Origin of the sequence: Kribbella sp. NPDC048928 (assembly GCF_043197975.1) — a bacterium.
GTDB lineage: Bacteria > Actinomycetota > Actinomycetes > Propionibacteriales > Kribbellaceae > Kribbella.
Genome location: NZ_JBICUC010000001.1, coordinates 339,814 through 356,271, shown reverse-complemented (window position 1 = coordinate 356,271; position 16,458 = coordinate 339,814). Strand labels below are relative to the sequence as shown.

Annotated in this window: 14 protein-coding genes and 1 pseudogene; 8 read left to right on the top strand and 7 right to left on the bottom strand. The window is 66.6% G+C overall.

All coding sequences use genetic code 11. The features are described 5' to 3' along the window. Nucleotides 1-769: 769 nt before the first annotated feature. Complete coding sequence (locus ACGFI6_RS01610; RefSeq protein ID WP_393114389.1) at nt 770-3,130, bottom strand: DUF222 domain-containing protein; 2,361 nt, start codon at nt 3,128-3,130, stop codon at nt 770-772. Between the two features lie 153 nt (nt 3,131-3,283). Between ACGFI6_RS01610 and ACGFI6_RS01605 the strand changes: the two are divergent. Beyond that, nucleotides 3,284-3,496: pseudogene (locus ACGFI6_RS01605) on the top strand (GNAT family N-acetyltransferase); the annotation flags it as partial. A gap of 7 nt (nt 3,497-3,503) precedes the next feature. On the opposite strand, the gene ACGFI6_RS01600 reads toward ACGFI6_RS01605, so the two are convergent. Further along, nucleotides 3,504-3,899 (bottom strand): VOC family protein, encoded by a 396-nt coding sequence (locus ACGFI6_RS01600; protein WP_393114386.1) that lies wholly within the window; start codon nt 3,897-3,899, stop codon nt 3,504-3,506. 32 nt (nt 3,900-3,931) lie between these two features. On the opposite strand from ACGFI6_RS01600, the gene ACGFI6_RS01595 reads away from it, so the two are divergent. After that, nucleotides 3,932-4,441: an NUDIX domain-containing protein gene (locus tag ACGFI6_RS01595; RefSeq protein ID WP_393114383.1), complete on the top strand. Its 510-nt coding sequence runs from the start codon at nt 3,932-3,934 to the stop codon at nt 4,439-4,441. Between the two features lie 214 nt (nt 4,442-4,655). Here the strand turns inward: ACGFI6_RS01595 and ACGFI6_RS01590 are convergent, their stop codons facing one another. Both ACGFI6_RS01590 and ACGFI6_RS01585 read right to left on the bottom strand, forming a co-directional pair. Beyond that, a complete protein-coding gene (locus ACGFI6_RS01590; RefSeq protein ID WP_393114381.1) occupies nt 4,656-5,474 on the bottom strand; it encodes a MauE/DoxX family redox-associated membrane protein in 819 nt (272 codons plus the stop codon). A gap of 1 nt (nt 5,475) precedes the next feature. After that, nucleotides 5,476-6,078 (bottom strand): cell wall protein, encoded by a 603-nt coding sequence (locus ACGFI6_RS01585; RefSeq protein ID WP_393114379.1) that lies wholly within the window; start codon nt 6,076-6,078, stop codon nt 5,476-5,478. Between ACGFI6_RS01585 and ACGFI6_RS01580 the strand changes: the two genes are divergently transcribed. Beyond that, nucleotides 6,065-6,367 (top strand): hypothetical protein, encoded by a 303-nt coding sequence (locus ACGFI6_RS01580; protein WP_393114377.1) that lies wholly within the window; start codon nt 6,065-6,067, stop codon nt 6,365-6,367. The two genes, ACGFI6_RS01585 and ACGFI6_RS01580, sit on opposite strands and share 14 nt — an antisense overlap. Before the next feature lie 244 nt (nt 6,368-6,611). Here the strand turns inward: ACGFI6_RS01580 and ACGFI6_RS01575 are convergent, their stop codons facing one another. Together ACGFI6_RS01575 and ACGFI6_RS01570 are read right to left on the bottom strand one after the other, a co-directional pair. Further along, nucleotides 6,612-8,117 carry an MFS transporter gene (locus ACGFI6_RS01575; RefSeq protein ID WP_393114375.1) on the bottom strand — a complete coding sequence of 502 codons (1,506 nt, stop codon included), beginning with the start codon at nt 8,115-8,117 and terminating at the stop codon, nt 6,612-6,614. Then, nucleotides 8,114-8,662 carry a TetR/AcrR family transcriptional regulator gene (locus tag ACGFI6_RS01570; protein ID WP_393114374.1) on the bottom strand — a complete coding sequence of 183 codons (549 nt, stop codon included), beginning with the start codon at nt 8,660-8,662 and terminating at the stop codon, nt 8,114-8,116. The genes ACGFI6_RS01575 and ACGFI6_RS01570 overlap by 4 nt, the downstream gene beginning before the upstream one ends. A gap of 301 nt (nt 8,663-8,963) precedes the next feature. On the opposite strand from ACGFI6_RS01570, the gene ACGFI6_RS01565 reads away from it, so the two are divergent. Then, complete coding sequence (locus ACGFI6_RS01565; protein WP_393114372.1) at nt 8,964-9,950, top strand: TerC/Alx family metal homeostasis membrane protein; 987 nt, start codon at nt 8,964-8,966, stop codon at nt 9,948-9,950. Nucleotides 9,951-9,969: 19 nt separating this feature from the next. On the opposite strand, the gene ACGFI6_RS01560 is transcribed toward ACGFI6_RS01565, so the two are convergent. Beyond that, nucleotides 9,970-11,259 (bottom strand): MFS transporter, encoded by a 1,290-nt coding sequence (locus ACGFI6_RS01560; protein WP_393114370.1) that lies wholly within the window; start codon nt 11,257-11,259, stop codon nt 9,970-9,972. 306 nt (nt 11,260-11,565) lie between these two features. Here ACGFI6_RS01560 and ACGFI6_RS01555 point away from each other — a divergent pair, with 306 nt between their 5' ends. The 4 genes from ACGFI6_RS01555 (at nt 11,566) to ACGFI6_RS01540 (ending at nt 16,455) form a co-directional block, all read left to right on the top strand. Then, nucleotides 11,566-12,453: a phosphotransferase enzyme family protein gene (locus ACGFI6_RS01555; protein ID WP_393114368.1), complete on the top strand. Its 888-nt coding sequence runs from the start codon at nt 11,566-11,568 to the stop codon at nt 12,451-12,453. A 346-nt stretch (nt 12,454-12,799) separates the two neighbouring features. Then, nucleotides 12,800-13,801, top strand: a complete 1,002-nt coding sequence (locus ACGFI6_RS01550; protein ID WP_393114366.1) for an ABC transporter permease — start codon at nt 12,800-12,802, stop codon at nt 13,799-13,801. Further along, the gene (locus ACGFI6_RS01545) at nt 13,798-14,751 is read left to right on the top strand and encodes a carbohydrate ABC transporter permease (protein ID WP_393114364.1); all 954 of its coding nucleotides are present in this window, start codon (nt 13,798-13,800) and stop codon (nt 14,749-14,751) included. The genes ACGFI6_RS01550 and ACGFI6_RS01545 overlap by 4 nt, the downstream gene beginning before the upstream one ends. Before the next feature lie 42 nt (nt 14,752-14,793). Next, nucleotides 14,794-16,455, top strand: a complete 1,662-nt coding sequence (locus ACGFI6_RS01540) for an ABC transporter substrate-binding protein (protein ID WP_393114363.1) — start codon at nt 14,794-14,796, stop codon at nt 16,453-16,455. Nucleotides 16,456-16,458: the final 3 nt, after the last annotated feature.

Sequence of the window (16,458 nt, the reverse complement as noted above, 5' to 3'; positions counted from 1 at the left end):
CACCGCCGTGCGACCCACCGCCGTGCGACCCACCGCCGTGCGACCCACCGCCGTGCGACCCACCGCCGTGCAGCCCACCGCCGTGCGACCCACCGCCGTGCAGCCCACCGCCGTGCGACCCACCGCCGTGCAGCCCACCGCCGTGCGACCCACCGCCGTGCGACCCACCGCCGTGCGACCCACCGCCGTGCGACCCACCGCCGTGCGACCCACCGCCGTGCGACCCACCGCCGTGAGCCGACCGCCGTGCGAGCCAACCGTCCTACGCTCCGCCGCTCCGCTCGCCCGAGTCCTGCCTTGCCCGCCTCCAGCGCGGTGCGTGCGCCTGCGCAGCCCCCCAAAACGCGCACCGCGACTCCTGTCGACGAAGGTCCCGACCGCGGCGACAACCACCATCAAGCAACGTGCAGCGCAGTCGGATAGACGGCACCGCACACATTGGCCCCGAGCTCCATCCACGGTCGGTTGACCAGCCCACCGGCCGGATCATCGCGCGGGGAGACTCGTTGTCCACCGACGGTCGTCCAGGGACCGTCGTCCACGGACCGGTTCACCGACTGGCGTCCACCGAGCGTCGTCCACCGAGCGTCGTCCACGGACCGGTTCACCGGCAGGCGTCCACCGAGCGCTGCTACGCGCTCATCGCCGCGCGCCCGGCCTCGCCGACGCAATCCGGCATCCCGCACGGCTTCCGTCCCGCCCTAAAGGGGCCAAGTGGGGTGCGCGAGAGCTGGTGGTTGGGTAGGTCAGGTCGGGGATGTAGGTGGGTTCAGGCGACGGAGCCGAGGGAGCCGGCGGCGATCGGTCGCGACTGATCGGCGGCCGAGTCTGCATCTGCACCGATGTGTGGGCGGCGGTCCTGTCTCTCGTCCCACGGATCGAACCCATCCTTTGCCGAGGGCATGGATACGGTGGCCGCGTCACCAGCCCGAGGGTCAGTGACCGCTTGGCCTCGAGCTGCTCGCGCGTCGTCAGCACAAGCGACTGTGGGCTTAGTGGCGGCGGACGGTTCCGGATCGTCAGCCCAGGGAGCTGTGGGTGCGGCGGCTACCGGAGGTGGTGGGTCGTTGGCCCAAGGGATTGTGGGTGGTGTGATTGGTGCGGGTGGAGGGTCGTCTGCCCAGGGGATTGTGGGTGCGGTGGGTGGTGGGGGTGGTGGGTCGTTTGCCCAGGGGATTGCTGGTGGGCTGGTTGGTGCGGGCGGTGGGTCGTTTGCCCAAGGGATTTCGGGCGTAGGTGCTTGGGCTCGTGGTGGGTTTGGTTGGGGGTCTTCGCCCCAGGGGTCGGAGGATGAAGTTGGCCATGGCGAGGCATTGGGCGCTCGGTGGGAGCCGTGGGACGCAGCCGCGTCCCACGGGTTGTTGCCGCTCGGATCAGTTGGCCTTTCCACGTGGCTCGCGGTTCTTGGGTCGCCGGGATGGCTGCTGCCTTGGTTGTTGTCGTGAGGGTCTGGGCGTGCGGGGGCTACGACGGACAGCCGTCGCTGGCTGGACCTGGGGCTGGGGTTGGCGGTGGACGGATCGGTGTGTGGGTCGGTGACAGGTGGTTGGTATTTGTTGGGTGGGATGGGACTGGGGGTCGTCCAGGTCGGGCGGGTGACGTGGACGACGTCGTCGATGATTTGGATGGTCCAGTGGCCGGAGTGCAGGTCGATGTGGTCGCGTTTGCAGAGGAGTACGAGGTTCGAGACGGCGGTGATTCCGCCGCCGACCCAGTGTTTGAGGTGGTGGGCTTCGCATTGGGTGGGTGGGGCTCCGCAGGCTACGCAGCCTTTGTCGCGGGCGTTCAGTGCGCGGCGCATGGGTTGGGTGACCAGGCGCTGGGCGGTGCCGACGTCAAGGGGTTGTGATTTCGAGCCGAGGACGATCGGGAGGAGCTCTGCGTCGCAGGCCAGGCGCCGTACGGTAGCTGCGGACAAGGTGTCACCGAACATCAGCGTCCCGGTCGCATGTGAGACCGCGGACTTCAGGTCGTTGTAGTCGATGGTCACGCTGATATGAGTCTTCGGGCCATGCCCTGCCACAACGCCAACATCGGGATTCGCGCCGGCGGCGTCTGGGGCAGCAGAGCTTGGGTTGCTCATGCTGGACTCTTCGACTCCGGGCAGTGAGTCCTGTGCGGATGCTGTAGCGGGATCACTCTCATCCGTCGCGGCCGCCACGCCTTCGAGGGGTTCGGTCTTGTGAACGTTGGCCGTACCAGCGTTTGACGAACCGTTGTCGCTCGGACGGGCGGTGTTGGCGCGCGAACCAGGGGTGGCGTTGAGGGCGTTGGAGAGAGCGGTGGTGAGGGCGTCGGCTTGGCGTTTGCTCCAGGGGCGGGGGTCCGGCTCGCCGTCGACGGTCTTGCGGGGTTTGGCGCCGCTGTGGATGACGGTGCGGAACAGTTCCGCGTTCTCACAGGCGAGGAATCCTTGGAACTTCACGCCTTGGTCGGAGTTCTTCCAGGTGAGGGATTCGCGTGCGTACGCCTGCTTCTCCGAGGGTTCTGGTCCGTCTGGATCGAGGATCGCCAGGATCGGCTTGCCTGCCTCGCGCAATTGCTGGGGAGTGTGAGTTGCGGCCAGGTCGATCAGGCGCTGTTCGGCGAAGTCGACGTTCTCGATCGGTACGGACGCCGGGACCTTGGCCAGGACCGAGATGATCGCTTCTGCCTGGTCCGGATGTACACGCCATCCGCCCGACCCACTGTGTTCAGTTGCGTCAGCGGATTCCTCGGTGGGGGTGGGGCGCGCGGTGGCGGGATCGGCGTACGGGGCGGCAGGGTCTGGCATGGCCGCCGCGGTGGCTGGGTGCTTGTCCAGCGCTGTCGCGAGTCGCACGGTCCGGCGCGCCTTGGGGAGGTCGATCCGGTACCTCTTCGACAAGAATCGGGCCGTATCTCCGGCGCCGATCTCCTGGGCGTACCCGGTCCGCTCCAACTCGCCGGTCAACTGAAGCACGAGCGCATCCAACCGGGCCAGCTCAGCCATGGCCGTATCGAGAGTCGACACCTTCTCAGGGTCGCTCATCGAGTAGACGGGCCGTGCGCCGAGAACCTCCATACCCACAATGCTAGCCACGCCCACCGACAGTTTCCAAGCCGAGAACGCCTTATGTGCAAGGGATTTCGGCGAAAACTGGTTATCCACAGATTAGCGGCCCGGGGACGCCTTATCTACAAGCTGAGTCAGTAGTTGCCCGAGGCAATCAGAAGGCGGGACGAGTCCAAAGACCCGCTCGGGCGACTAGATTGACGGTGTGTACGACGACTTTCCGGCCGAGCTGACCACCGGGCCCACGGCCGCGGGTACGTGACGGAGGCAGCGCGCGCCGTGGTCGAGGCCGCGGCGCGGACCGGTCGCGAGCGATCGTGGGCGACCGTACGGGAGTGGAACGCGGCGTCGTTCCGCGTACTGGACAAGCTCGGGTTCGAGCGCAGCGGCCGCGTCACAGCGGACCCCGTACGCGGCGACTCGATCTGGATGACCCGCCGCCTGGACCAGCCGCCCGTCTGACGCGAGATCAGCCGTCGGTGTAGAGGCAGAACGGGTGACCAGCCGGGTCGAGGAGCACGCGGACGTTCGCCTGCGGCTGGAAGTCGGCGAGGGTGGCGCCGAGCTCGACCGCATGCTCGACGGCCGCGTCCAGATCGCCGACCTCGATGTCGAGGTGCATCATCATCTGTTGTTGCCCCGCCGCGGCCGGCCAGACCGGAGGCGCCCAGGGAGCGGATGTCTGCGCCTGGAACGCCACGTATGTCTCGGAGTTGCCCGGGACTGCCAGCGTGAACTCGTTCGGCTCGTTGGTGTGGATCTCCCAGCCGAGCACCTGGTGGTAGAACATCCCGAGCGCCTGCGGGTCCGGCGCGTCGATCACCGTCCCGAACCAGTGCCCCGTCGCGGATCGTCCTCGAAGCATCGCAATACCTCCTCCGGCCTCACACTAGTGTCGTGAACCGACAGAACGATGTTGCCGCCGAAGGCGAGCCGGAACAGGAGTTCAACCCCGGCATCGCCGCCCGCCTCCCGCGCAAGACCGCGGCCGGCGGCGCGCTGATCCACGACCCGGCGGGCCGCATCCTGTTCCTCGAGCCGACCTACAAGCCGACGCTCGACATCCCGGGCGGTGTCGTCGAGTACGACGAGTCGCCGTACGAGGCCTGCCGCCGCGAAGTCAAGGAGGAGATCGGACTCGACCTGGAGATCGGCCGCCTGCTCGTCGTCGACTGGGTTCCCGCCAACGGCCCGTGGTCCGACGCGCTCGCGTTCGTCTTCGACGGCGGCGTACTCGACGGCACCGTGCTCACCCTCGACCCGACCGAGGCTCGCGCCCACCACTACCTGACCCTCGCGGAAGCCACACCGAAGCTCCGCCCGTCCATGGCACGCCGCCTTGCCCTCGCCGAGCAGTCCCTCGTCACAGGCATCCCGACGTACGCCGACTTCGGACGCGCCCGATGATCCCATACGTCGCCAAGCAGAGCGTCATGGCGACGAGGAGGGCATCCTGGTCCCGGACGAACCGCCGGTCACGCCGGATCACATCCGCCGGCAGGCACGGCTGGACGGCAAGACCATCAGTAGTGGATCGCCAGGCCATCACAATGCCGGCGCTCCCGCCGCGGCGAGCGTGGCGGGAGCGGGGGAGGGGCGGTTGTGATGGCCTGCAGATTCGCTATCCCGTGGTGGCGAGCATTGTCGGGCGGTAGAGGGTTAGGCCGGACGTCTCGTCGACCAGGGCGACGCGGATGGACTCCGGTGTGGGGTTCTCGTGGGGTACGGCGAAGACGGCGGTTGCCTTGAGGCCGTCGTAGTTGGCGGCGTAGCTGACGAAACGCCAGCCCTCGTCGTCCCAGTAGTCGTGGATGTCGGAACGGAGCAGCCCGTCGACCGCGCGGTACGCCGGGCTGAGCAGGACGCGCCGCTGGGTTGCGGCGAGCGGTGTGTCGTCGGAGGCGGTGCCGGCGTACGGGTGACTGAGCCGGACCCGGAACCGCCGGAGCGGCAGCAACCAGTACCGGTCGAGCTCGGCGGACAGCGTCGCGAACACTGCCGCCTCGACCACCAGGACCGCCACACCTGCGCCCGCCGACCACCAGCCGGTCGACGCGAACGCCGCCGCCACTGAGGTTGCTAGCAGCAACAATGCGCGGGCGATCGCCCGGCTTCCCACGGGCTTTGCCGACTTCCCCGCGCAACCGCAGGATGCCTCGGGTACGACGATCTTCGAGTAGATGAGGAATCCGGTGAAGCCCACGGACAGTACGACGGCGGCAACTGCCTCGATCGCCCAAAAGGGTGGTAGGAGAAGCGCGAGGGCGATCAGTACTTCGAGTCCGGCGACTGTTCGGTACGCCGTGACCGCGCGGGACTCGCCGGCAAGTGAAGGTAGCGCCGTCCGCTCGGCCTGCTCGGGATCGGCGAGCTTGCCGTACGCGGACCAGAGCAGGAGCACCCCGATCAAGAGCGGCTGAGCAGCCGCCAAGGTACCCATGTCAGTTCGACGTGTAGATGGTCGCGAGGTCGATCTCGTTGGTGCCGGGTCGCCAGGCGCCGATCACCTGGGCGTGCCGGCCGACCTTGAGCATCGACAGGTCCGACACCGCGGGTGTGCCGTTGTAGACGGCCGCGGTAATACCAGGCTGTACGTGGCCGACGACCCTCTGCCCGTGGTGGTCGAGCTGTACGCCGGAGCGGGTGATCGACGTGATTGCGACGGTCAGGTTGACGATGTTCACCCACACCGCCTCGGCGGCGAGGGTCCCGTCCGGCAGCAGTACGCCGCGCGCGTACAGGCCGTCGCCGATCTTCGCCTGGTCGATCGTGGTCGGGTGGAGCTTCCAGACACTCGTCACGCCGGTCAATTGGATCCGGTGCAGCCGGCCGTCGGATCCCTTTACCTGCAGGAGATCCTGACTCCGGCCGGTGATCACACCTTCGGCGAAGTTCGGGTCCGGCTGACCTGCGTCGGCGTACTCTCCGCCGGCTCCGAACGCGGACTCGGGGGCGAGTGAACCCATAGCGGTGGCGGCGATCAGTCCGGTCGCACCGAGCGCGGCGCGGCCGAGCAGCGAACGGCGGTCCATGGTGGTTGGCATCTCGGTCTCCTCTCAGGCCACGTCGATCGACACGGGCGTCAAACCGCTGTTCAGGCTGCCGGTCAGCGCGGTGAACGCCGCCGGCGTGAAGTCGATGACCCGGTTCGAGGCGCAGTTCCCGCCGCAGCAGGAGCGTTCACCACAGAACAGGTCGGTCTGCGGACCGCAGTCGGCGATCGACGTGACGATCCGCTTCCCGGTGCAGAGACTGGTCGTGGCATGCCTGAAACCGCAGGTACGCCTGGACATTCCGGTGATTCCGCAGGTGTCGGGATGGGTGATGGCATAGCACCCGTCCGAGGTGTTCGGCCAGGCGTGCTGCATGTTTCCCGAGTTGCAGGTGCCGCAGGCGCCGTGCCCGGCGGTTCCGCAGGGTCCCCATGCGTTTCCGCAACAGAACCAAGATGCTTCGGCGGTGATTCCAGCCATGAGTAATTCCTCCTAGGCCTAGGGGCGGTAAGACCTAACGGAACCTTTGTACTCCGATCCGGCGGAATCTCCCAGACCTCATCAAAGAAATGGAAACTTTTTGCCTAGCGTTCGTGTCCCGTACTGAGGGTCTGCCCGCGGAGCATGAACCAGGCTGCGATCGCGGTCGCGAGCAGTACGACGGCGCCGACGCCGGCTGCGATGGAAACGCCATGGGCAAAGGATTCCCGGGCCGCTGCGAGCAGCGCCGAGGCCGCTTCCGGCGGGAGTTGAGCGGCAGCCTCGACCGCGCCGCCCAACGATTCACGGGCCGCGGCCGGCGTACCGACCGGGCCACTGAAGTCGCGGTACACGCCGGCGACGATCGAGCCGAGCAGTGCGATGCCGAGCGCCGCCCCGAGCTCGTACGCGGTCTCCGACACCGCACTCGCCGCACCGGCCTGCTCCCTCGGTACGGCGGCCAGAATCACGTCCGCGGTGACGGTGAACGAGAAGCCGGCGCCCGCACCGACGACGAGCAGCGCTGCACCGAGCAACGGGTATCCCGTGTCGTGGCTGATCGTGGTGAGTGCCGCCAACGCAAGTCCGATCGCCGCCAATCCACCGGCCACAACGGCGCGTACCGAAAATCGTCGCGCCACCTGACCCGCGAGCAGACCCGCGACGATCGATCCGATGGCGGCCGGCAGTTCCGCGAGCCCAGCCTCGATCGGTCGTCGTTCCTGCACCAATTGCAGATATTGCGAGAGGAAGAAGATCAGTCCGGACAGTCCGAGAATCGTCAACAGGTCCGCCAGTACGGCGCTGCTGAATCCACGGCTGCGGAACAACCGCAGGTCCAGCAACGGCACCGGCAGCCGGCGCTGACGACGTACGAATCCGTAGAGCGCGAGCGCTCCGGCCACGGCCGCGGCGACCGGGATCCAGGCGAACCCGTGCGCTGCGAACTCCTTGATCGCGTAGACGATCCCGATCATGCCGATCATCGACAGGACGACGCTGAACAGGTCCCACGGGCCGGGCTGCGGGTTGCGCGATTCCGGGAGCAGCCGGGCGCCGACGATCACCAGGACCGCCATCACCGGCAGGTTGATCAGGAAGACCGAACCCCACCAGAAGTTCTCCAGCAGTACGCCGCCGACGATCGGTCCGACCGCCATCCCGGCCGAGGCCGCGGCGCCCCAGATCCCGATCGCGAGACTGCGTTCGCGCGGATCGCGGAAGAGGTTGCGGATCAGCGCCAGCGTGGCCGGCATCAGCGTCGCACCCGCGACCCCGAGCAGGGCGCGCGCGACGATCATCAACTCGGCCGAGTTCGCGTACGCGTTCAGTACCGAGATCGCGCCGAACGCGGTGGCGCCGATCAGCAGGATGCGCTTGCGGCCGATCCGGTCGCCGAGGCTGCCCATCGACACGAGCAGACCTGCCAGTACGAACGAATAGGCATCGCCGATCCACAGCAGCTGGTTGCCCGACGGCTTGAGGTCCTCGGACAGGAACGGCGTCGCGAGGCCGAGCACAGTCGCGTCGACCGCGACGAGCAGGACCGCAAGCACCAGTACCGCAAGGGCCAGCCAGCGTCCGGTGCGCGTGTCTGCCTGCTGTTTCATGTTTGTCTCCGTACTGCGCCACCCAGGAGCAGTTCGGTGACGTTCGTGGTGAAGTCCTTCGGGGCCACGCGGCCTTCGCTGATCGCCCACGCGGCGGAGACGAGCAGCCCGTACATCGACTCGGTCAGCCAGACCGGACTGAGGTCGATGCGGAGCTCGCCGGCCTCCTGCCCGCGGCGAAACAACCCGACCAAACGGGCGTCCAGACGGTCCCACCCGGTGTTCTGCTCGTCGCCCTCGAAGAGCTGGTTCTCGGAGTACAGGAACGCGAGCAGTCCGGCGGCCGGCTCGAGCTCGCCCACCAGGCGCCGTACGGCGTCCGCGACCGGGCCGTCGTCGATCGCCGCCCTGACCACGGCGGCCTCGCATTCGGCGATCCCGAGGTCCTCTAATGCCCGCACCAGCGCCTTCCGCCCGGCGAACTGCCGGTTCAGCGTGGCGCGGCTGATCCCGGCCGCCCGGGCGACCTCGTCCATGGTCGCCGCGGACTTCCGCATCAGCAGTCCTGCGGCGGAGCGCAGGACGGTCTCCCGATCGACAGCCATGAGACGACTATAACTCATATGAGACACGAATGTCTCAATTCATCGGTAATCTATCTTTGCAGTCAGTATTCGGTATACATTTATTCGGAACGCATCCAGACGGACTAGACTGGGCGCGTTTGAGGAGGGGAGTATCCCTCTCGGACCCGCCCTCGGGTGCGGTCCGAAGCGGCAGCGTCGTCATCACGGGAGGCCTGGACGGCCGAACCGGTGCTGCCGGCCCGGAGTTTTCCGGGTGGGAGAGACCTCCGGACCACGCTGGAATTACGCCGACGTCCGGAGGTTCGTCATGGTCTCTGTCATGCCGCCTGTTGTCTGGGTGCTGACGATCGCCGGGTTGCTCGCGATCGTCGCGTTCGACCTGATCGTGATCGCCCGCCGCAATCACACCGTGACGATCAAGGACGCGACCCGCTGGGTGCTGTTCTACGTCGGCCTCGCCGGGCTGTTCGCGGCCGGGCTGTTCCTGTTCAGTCCCGGGCAGTCGGGCAGCGAGTTCGTCGCCGGGTACATCACCGAGTACAGCCTCAGCGTCGACAACCTGTTCGTGTTCGTGATCATCATGGCCAGGTTCGCGGTCCCGGCGCTGGCGCAGGACAAGGTGCTGTACATCGGCATCGTGGTCTCGATGCTGCTCCGGGCGATCTTCATCCTGGCCGGCGCGGCGGCGATCTCGGCGGCGAGCTGGGTGTTCTACATCTTCGGTGCGTTCCTGGTCTACACCGCGGTCCGGCTGGCGCTCGAAGGCGAGAACGACGAGAGCGACTTCCAGGAGAACGCGGTCCTGCGCTGGATGCGCAAGATCCTCCCGCTGGCGCACGACTACGACGGCGCCAAGCTCGTCACCCGCACCAGCGGCCGCCGGATGCTGACCCCGCTGGTGATCGTGATCGCCGCGATCGGGATGGCGAACGTGATCTTCGCGCTGGACTCGATCCCGGCGATCTTCGGCCTCACCCAGGACGCGTACGTCGTGCTCACCGCGAACGCCTTCGCGCTGATGGGCCTGCGGCAGCTGTACTTCCTGATCGGCGGCCTGCTGGAGCGGATCATCTACCTGAACGTCGGCCTGTCGGTGATCCTCGCGTTCATCGGCGTGAAGCTGATCATCGAGGCGCTGCACGGCTCGCACATCGACGACATCGGCGCCATCCACCTGCCGCACATCGGCATCCTGACCTCGCTCGGCTTCATCGTCGGCACGCTGCTCGTAACCACGGTGGTCAGCCTGATCAAGTCGTCGTACGACAGCCGCCGCGAGGCCGTACGGGTCAAGATCGACGACTGAGGCGGACCCGCGCCACTCATCAAGCCCGCGGAACCGCCGTGTCCGACGGTTCGCCCGGCGTGGGACCAGCCGGCGGGGCGGGCTGATGAGTGTGGGCCGTCCGCAGCCGCAGGTACAGCGCCGGGATCGGGGCGAAGATCAGCCCGGAGGCCAGCAGTGCGCCGCGCAGCGACGTCCGGCCGAGGGCACCCAGCGGCGGGCCGCCGGCGACCTGACCGATGGCGTTCGCCTGCGACACCATCGAGATGACGGTGGCGCGGGATGCCGACTCGACGTTCCGGTTCAGCCACGCGGACTGGACCGGATACGCGACGGTTCCGGCGACGGTGTTCAGCCACATCGCCGCCAGTGCGAGCCAGAGGTTGCCGGACAGTGCGAAGCCGAGCACCCCGACGACCTGGAGCAGTGCGAACGTCGCGAGGATCCCGTTCGGATGCGCGGCCGACAAGCGCTCCGGGGAGAGTCGGCTCAGGATCAGCGAGGCCGCCAGTGAAAGCAATGTGCCGGCGAGTGCCAGGACGGTGAACCAGAACGCCGGGTCCGACGTACCGAAGACGGTCGGGAACGTGAAGGTCAGGATCTTCACCGACCACAGCCGGTCGAACGCCTCGCTCGACAGGCCCGCGATCAGGCTGATGATCACCACCGTACGGACGACCGGCCGCCGGCGCGCCGCCTCCAGGCCGCTCTTGAACGTCTCGGCCATCTGCCGGAACGTCTCCCGCTCGGCGCGCGGAGTGCGGTGGAAGTTCTGCTCCCGCATGAACACCGCCAGTACGAGTGCGAGCAGGATCATCCCCGCACCGGACAGCACCATCGGCAGCGGCAGGTTGATCAGCCCGAGCGCGCCGGCCGCGACCGTACCGGCGATCGTCCCGCCGAGCTCGAACTGCTGCGCGCGCACGAACACCCGGTCGACGCGCTCGACACCGATCTCGTCGGTGATCCAGGCCTGGTCGGCGCCGGAGGTGAACGTGAAGCCGATGCCCCACAGCACCTGGGCGGCGAGGATCGCGAGGAACGCGGGCACCAGGCCCTGGAGCAGGAAGCCGGCGCCGATCAGCACGAAGCCGATCACGATCGAGAGCCGGCGGCTGTACAGGTCGGCGACGATGCCGGTCGGGATCTCGAAGAGGAAGCAGGCGAGCTCGAGAGTGGTCCCGACCAGGACCATCTGGAGCGGGTTCAGTCCGGCGTCGCGGACGTAGTAGACGGCGCTGAGGGTGAACGAGAGTGCGGCCAGGAAGGACCACGCCACGTTGTAGGCGTAGTACGTCCGGGTGGGGTCGGCAGAACGGAAGCGAGTCATCGCGAAGGTGCTCCTGAGGCGCGTGCGGGCAGGACAAAGCGCGACCGGGAACTACTGGCGCCGGTCAAGCGCTTGCGTGGCGCACGACAAGGTGCGCGATCAGGAACGAGAACGCATGGCGTCAGGGTAGGGCAGGACCCGGCGCGTCCGCCTCCGAATAACCCGACGCCGGTTGCGGATCAGGGGTATCATTGAGGCTGCCTGGCCCGGCCGTTCCCCCGTGATGGTCGGGTCAGGTTTTTCCTGCCCCACTCACCGTCCGCCGCCGCCCCCAGGACTCGGATGCCGACGTGGAACGATGCCGAGATGCCCGGCCTCCCTGTCGCCCAGCTCTTCGGCCTCGACGTCGATCGTCTCGAGCCCACCCGGCCCGGTGATGCTGAGTCCGACGGCAACGGGAACTGGCATCTGTGGACCCGCACCGGCGAGCATTTCGTCCTGCGCCGCTACCACCTGCTGCATACCGAGTCCGACCTCGCCTTCGAGGCGAAGGTTCTCGATCACCTCGCAGGCCGCGGGTGGGTCGTGCCGGCGTTGGTAGCACCTCCGATCCGGCACGACGGGCGACTGTGGTCGGTGACGCGATTCGTACCGGGCAAACCCCACGAGACCGAGACAGCGGCGCAGCGGGGCGAGCGGGGTGAGATCCTCGCGCGGCTGCATGCGGAGCTGCGGGGGCTTGAGCTCGGAGAGCGGGAAGGGTTCTTCCGGACCGCGGATCTCGACGCGATGGGGGAGTTCCAGCAGTGGGACCGCGGCATCGAGCTGCTCCGGGAACGTCGGCCCGACCTCGCGGAGGTGGCGGCGCGGGCGATGGGGCACGCGAAGGAGCTTGTGGCCGGGCATGGGTTGCTGGAGTTGCCGCAGGCGATTGTGCACGGTGACTTTGCGAGTTGGAATCTGCATTTCTATGAGGACGGCCGGTTTGCCGGCGTGATCGACTTCGGGTTGTGTCACCAGGACAGCCGGGCCTGGGAACTCGTGATCGCGCGCGTGCACCGGGCGCCGGAACTGATCGACGGGTACCAGCGGGCGACTGCCGATCCGCTCACCGACCGCGAGCTGGCTGCGATCGGGCCGTTGCAGGTCGTGCTCAGGGTGCTGATGGTGATGGCCGCGCTCTGGGACGGGCAGCGGAGCGGCACGTTCGACGAGGCGATGATCACCGGGCAGCTGGCAAAGTTCAGGTCTTGACATGGGGCCGCCGAGCCAGGTTGACTGCCACATAGTTAACAGCAGAAATAAATTCTGGACAGGTCCGGTGCCGGCGGCTCAGAGCGACCCCGGGCCCTGTCGGTCTGTGTCCGGACTCGATGGCAAGCCATCGGGTCATTCGTCGTTCTCCCGTCGTTAGTTGCGGGCAGCAACGACCGATTTCCCTTGCCTGCAAGGGGTTTGATCAAATCGGTCACCGTCCGGTATCGACACCGACGGGAACTCTTCCACTCCCCGGGGGTTGTGTGTCATCCTCCGGGATAGCGAAACCCGAGATCCTATCGGATATCGGTTCCACTCCAGCGCGTGAGGGAAAGGATGCGGAGTGAGCGCAACCTTCGAGGTGAAACAAGCGCCGCCGGCACCGGCGCCGCGGGCGGAGGGCAAGACCGCCCGGAAACCACCGCGAACGAGCCGCCGGACCCAGGCCTGGCGCAGTCTGCGGCGACACTGGCAGCTGTACCTGCTGATCGTCGTACCGCTGGCGTACTTCGTGATCTTCAAGTACATCCCGATCGCGAACGCCGTGATCGCGTTCAAGAACTACAGCCCGATCAAGGGCCCGTGGGGCAGTGACTGGGTCGGGTTCAAGAACTTCGAGCTGTTCTTCCAGAACCCGGTGTTCTGGACCCTGGTGAAGAACACCTTCCTGCTGTCGGTCTACACCGTCCTGGCCAGCTTCCCGATCCCGATCATCCTGGCGATCGCGCTGAACGAGATCCGCAACGGCCGGTTCAAGAAGACCGTCCAGCTGGTCACGTACGCGCCGTACTTCATCTCCACCGTGGTCGTCGTCTCGATGACGATCCTGGTGCTGTCGCCGCGGCTCGGGTTCGTCAACGACGCGATCGGGCTGTTCGGCGTACCGCAGATCGACTTCCTCGGCCGGCCGGACTACTTCCGGCACATCTACGTCTGGTCGGACGTGTGGCAGACCACCGGGTACTCCGCGGTGATCTACCTCGCCGCGCTGTCCGGGATCGATCCGGCGCTGCATGAGTCCGCGCGGATCGACGGCGCCAGCCGGCTGCAGCGGATCCGGAACGTCGACCTGCCGGGCATCATGCCGACCGCCGTGATCATCCTGGTGCTCGGCGTCGGCAACATCATGTCGATCGGGTTCGAGAAGGCGTTCCTGCTGCAGAACCCGCTGAACACGGCGCAGTCCGAGATCATCGCCACCTACGTCTACAAGACCGGTCTGCTGAACGCCGACTTCAGCATGGCGACGGCGATCGGGCTCTTCAACTCGGTGATCAACCTCTTCCTGCTGCTCGGCGTGAACTTCGCCGCCAAGCGCATCACCGGAAACGGACTCTGGTCATGAGTATTACGTTGCAGGGATTCCGGCGTACGGGCGACAAGCGGACGGAGTCGTCGCGCCGCACCACGATCGAGGAGACGCGTACCGACAAGATCTTCCTGGTCGGCGTGAAGATCATGTTGTGGATCGCGCTGATCCTGGTCGCGGTCCCGCTGATCTACATCGTGGCGAACTCGTTCAGCAGCCCGTCGGCGGTGAGCGCCGGCCGCGTCCTGCTCTGGCCGATCGAGCCGAGCGTCAAGGCGTACAAGGAAGCCTTCAGCGATCCGCTGATCATGAAGGGCTACCTGAACTCGTTCATCTACGCGATCAGCGGCACCCTGATCAGCGTCACGCTGACGATCGCGATCGCGTACCCGCTGTCCCGCCGGACGTTCTTCGGCCGGAACGTGATCATGAGCGTGCTGATCTTCACCATGCTGTTCTCCGGTGGCCTGATTCCGACGTACCTGGTGGTCCAGGACCTCGGGATGCTGAACACCCGCTGGGCGATGGTGATCCCGAGCGCGATCGGCGTCTGGCAGGTGATCATCGCGCGGACGTTCTTCCGCTCCACGATCCCCGACGAGCTGTACGAAGCGGCGACGATCGACGGCGCCAGCGACCTGCGATTCCTCTGGTCGGTGGTACTGCCGCTGTCCAAGCCGGTGATCGCGGTGATCGCGCTGATGTACGCGATCTTCCAGTGGAACAGCTACTTCGACGCTCTCATCTACCTCAAGGACCCGAGTCTCTACCCGCTGCAGATCGTGCTGCGGAACGTGCTGATCCTGAACACCCTGACCGGATCCACAACCACGACGAGTCTGGCCCAGCAACTTGAACAGCAACAGCTGGCCAACGTCCTCAAGTACGCGCTCATCGTCATCTCGAGCCTGCCCGTACTGGTCATCTACCCGTTCGTCGCCCGCCACTTCACCAAGGGCGTGATGGTCGGCGCAGTCAAGGGTTAGGCAGTCAACATTCAGAAGGGAAATACACGGATGCGCTCACACGTGAGTAGGGTCGTGGCGCTGGCTGCGGCCGGCACGCTCGCGCTGGTCACCGTTTTGGCGGCGTGCAGTTCGGACAAGTCCGGCAAAGGGGCGGCGAACGAGACGTCGGCCGACGGCAAGGTGATCATCGACACCTTCACCCCGTCCGACCAGAGCACCAACATGGACACCAACTCGGTGACCAAGATCATCAGCGACAAGTTCAAGATCCAGTTCCGCTGGCAGACCACGACGTACGACGCCGGGCCGGCCAAGGAGAAGCGCCAGATCGCGCTGGCCAGCGGCGACTACCCGGACCTGTTCTTCCTGATCCCGTGGGTGGACGCGTTCACCCAGGCCGAGGTGCTGAAGCTCGGCCAGCAGGGCGTCGCGGTCCCGCTCGAGGACCTGATCAAGGAGAACGCGCCGAACATCCAGAAGGCGCTGGACACCAACAAGGAGTACAAGGAGATGTCGACCGCGCCGGACGGTCACATCTACGCGCTGCCGCAGTGGGCCGACTGCTACCACTGCACGTACCCGGACAAGCTGTGGATCAACAGCACCTGGCTGAAGAAGCTCGGCCTGCAGGTGCCGAAGACCACCGACGACCTGCGCAAGGTGCTCGAGGCGTTCAAGACCAAGGACCCGAACGGCAACGGCAAGGCCGACGAGATCCCGATGACCACCGACGTACAGGACAGCAGCCTGATCGCGTACCTGATGGGCGGCTTCGCGTACGACCCGGTCGGCGCGAACAACGGCAACCGCTCGCTGCTCGCCCTGAACGGCGACAAGGTCGTCACTCCGGTGACGTCGGACCAGTGGAAGGCCGGCCTGAGCTACATCCACGGTCTGTACAAGGACGGGCTGATCGACCAGGCCGCGTTCACCCAGAACGCGCAGGCGTTGCAGGCCCAGGGCAACAACCCGAAGGCGGTCACCCTCGGATCGGTGCCGGTGCTGTGGCCGGGCATCTTCGTCCAGCTGGACTCCAAGGACGGGCGCGACAAGCAGTACGACGCCGTACCGCCGCTGACCGGCCCTGACGGCAAGAGCTACACCGGGTACAACCACCCGACGTCGACCGGCTACACGTTCATGCTGACGAACAAGGCCAGCAAGGAGGCCCAGGTCGCGGCGATCAAGATGCTCGACTGGATCTTCAGCGACGAGGGCCAGATGATCTCCAACATGGGCCCGGAGGGTGTCGGCTGGAGCAAGCCCGCTGCCGGTGACACCGCACTCGACTCGAGCACCAAGGCGCTGTACAAGCCGACGCAGAACCCGCCGAAGAACATCAGTTGGGGCGCGCTCGGTCAGTACAACAACACGCTGGCCTACCGGAACGCACAGGTGGTTCCGAAGGACATCTACACCGGCGCCGGTCTGGAGCGGCGGCTGCTCGAGGCGACCAAGCCGTACGAGACGCACGTCGACAAGGGGCAGTGGTACCCGCAGACCTCGGTCTGGCCGGACCCCAGCCTGGTCGGTGAGGTCGCCACGCTTCAGACCAACCTGAGCACCTACGTGAACCAGAACCAGTTGGCCTTCATCACCGGGTCGAAGAACCTCGACACCGACTGGGACGCGTACGTGAAGGGGCTCGACAGCACCGGCATGCCGCGGTACCTGGAGATCAACCAGCAGGCGTACGACAAGTACAAGAGCGGTTCGAAGTAGGGC

What these genes read in the sequence shown, in the direction of transcription:
- ACGFI6_RS01590 (WP_393114381.1), bottom strand. Translation starts at nt 5,474, where the DNA reads ATGGGTACCTTGGCGGCTGCTCAGCCGCTCTTGATCGGGGTGCTCCTG.
- ACGFI6_RS01585 (WP_393114379.1), bottom strand. Translation starts at nt 6,078, where the DNA reads ATGCCAACCACCATGGACCGCCGTTCGCTGCTCGGCCGCGCCGCGCTC.
- ACGFI6_RS01575 (WP_393114375.1), bottom strand. Translation starts at nt 8,117, where the DNA reads ATGAAACAGCAGGCAGACACGCGCACCGGACGCTGGCTGGCCCTTGCG.
- ACGFI6_RS01600 (WP_393114386.1), bottom strand. Translation starts at nt 3,899, where the DNA reads ATGCTTCGAGGACGATCCGCGACGGGGCACTGGTTCGGGACGGTGATC.
- ACGFI6_RS01560 (WP_393114370.1), bottom strand. Translation starts at nt 11,259, where the DNA reads ATGACTCGCTTCCGTTCTGCCGACCCCACCCGGACGTACTACGCCTAC.
- ACGFI6_RS01580 (WP_393114377.1), top strand. Translation starts at nt 6,065, where the DNA reads ATGGTGGTTGGCATCTCGGTCTCCTCTCAGGCCACGTCGATCGACACG.
- ACGFI6_RS01570 (WP_393114374.1), bottom strand. Translation starts at nt 8,662, where the DNA reads ATGGCTGTCGATCGGGAGACCGTCCTGCGCTCCGCCGCAGGACTGCTG.
- ACGFI6_RS01545 (WP_393114364.1), top strand. Translation starts at nt 13,798, where the DNA reads ATGAGTATTACGTTGCAGGGATTCCGGCGTACGGGCGACAAGCGGACG.
- ACGFI6_RS01565 (WP_393114372.1), top strand. Translation starts at nt 8,964, where the DNA reads ATGCCGCCTGTTGTCTGGGTGCTGACGATCGCCGGGTTGCTCGCGATC.
- ACGFI6_RS01555 (WP_393114368.1), top strand. Translation starts at nt 11,566, where the DNA reads ATGCCCGGCCTCCCTGTCGCCCAGCTCTTCGGCCTCGACGTCGATCGT.